Below are 1560 nucleotides of genomic sequence, written 5' to 3' on the forward strand. Positions count from 1 at the left end.
CCAGTTCCTGGGTCGGTTGTTCCCCCTCCAGTTCCTGGGTCAGTTGTTCCTCCTCCGGTTCCTGGATCAGTGCCTCCCGGAATTTCTACTCCATCGTAAGGAAGTGTTGCAATTTCAGTTTCAGTTCCATTGCTGGTTACTGTGACAGTCAGTTCACCTTCTGTTGTTGGGAAAGTAAAGTTGACTACTGCTTGACCATCTCCATCTGCTACTTCTGTACCGAGCAGGTTGCCTTCAGTATCATAAACTTTCACCGTGTCGCCAGAGGCAACATTGGTCACTGTAACTGTTCCTTGATCACCAGCTACATCACTCAAATCTGCTGCTGGAGCTGGTGTTGCTGGCAGATCTACTCCGCTGTATGGCAGCGTTGTGATTTCGGTCTCGTTTCCATTAATTAGTACAACTACTGTCAATTCACCTTGTTCATCCGGGAAAGTAAATGTCAGTGTAGCTGTACCATTCCCATCTGCTACTTCGCTTGCAAGTACCTGATTATCGGTGCCGTATACAATAACAGTATCACCTGAACCAACACCTGTTACGACTACAGTACCCTGATCACCACTTACATCACTAATTACTGCGTCAGGTGTTGAAGGTGTACCCGGGTTATCGATAACAACATCTGCATAGTCAATGGAATCTACCAGAATCACCGAACCATTACGCTCCAGACGAACAACCAGTGTGCCCTGAGCCTTGGTAAAAGTAACTGGAATACTCAATTGTCCATTTGCAGTAGCTGTAGCAGTCCCCATCAGTTCATCATTCTCGTCGTATACATTAACAACATCGCCTGCTTGTACTCCATCTGCACTTACAGTTCCTTGATCACCTGTTACATTTGTAAGTTCAGCTGTCGGCGTTGGAGCCGTTGGAAGATCTACTCCGCTATATAGCAAGGTAGTGATTTCTTTTTCGGTTCCATTGCTGGTAACCGTAACGGTCAATTCGCCGCTTGCTGTTGGCAAAGTAAAGTTCACTTCCACTTCACCGCTGCTGCCTGCTACTTGTGTGCCCAGCAGATTACCATCGGCATCGTAAACTTTTACAGTATCGCCAGAAGCAATATTTGTAGCTGTAACGGTTCCTTGGTTACCATCAATATCAGACAAATCAGCTGTCGGCGTTGGGGTTGCTGGAAGATCTACTCCGCTATATGGCAGGGTAGTGATTTCTTTTTCAGTTCCATTGCTGGTAACCGTAACGGTCAATTCGCCATCTGTGGTTGGGAATATGAAATTCACTACTGCTTGACCGTTGCTGCCAGCTGTTTGCGTACCCAGCAGGTTACTGTCGATATCATAGACTTTTACAATATCGCCAGCAACAATGTTGGTAGCTGTAACGGTTCCTTGGTTACCGTCGATATCAGACAAAGTAGCTGTCGGCGTTGGGGTTGCTGGAAGATCTACTCCGCTATATGGCAGGGTAGTGATTTCTTTTTCAGTTCCATTGCTGGTAACCGTAACGGTCAATTCGCCACTTGCTGTTGGGAAAGTAAAGTTCACTACTACTTCACCGCTGCTGCCAGCTACTTGTGTGCCCAGCAGATTA

Annotated in this window: 1 protein-coding gene; it reads right to left on the reverse strand. The window is 46.7% G+C overall.

Going from position 1 to position 1560, the window contains the following annotated elements:
* The coding region (locus H065_RS26675) for an Ig-like domain-containing protein (protein WP_017815675.1) at positions 1–1560 on the reverse strand (1560 nt) is incomplete at both ends.

Source organism: Paenibacillus shenyangensis, from assembly GCF_000346635.1.
GTDB lineage: Bacteria > Bacillota > Bacilli > Paenibacillales > Paenibacillaceae > Saccharibacillus > Saccharibacillus dauci.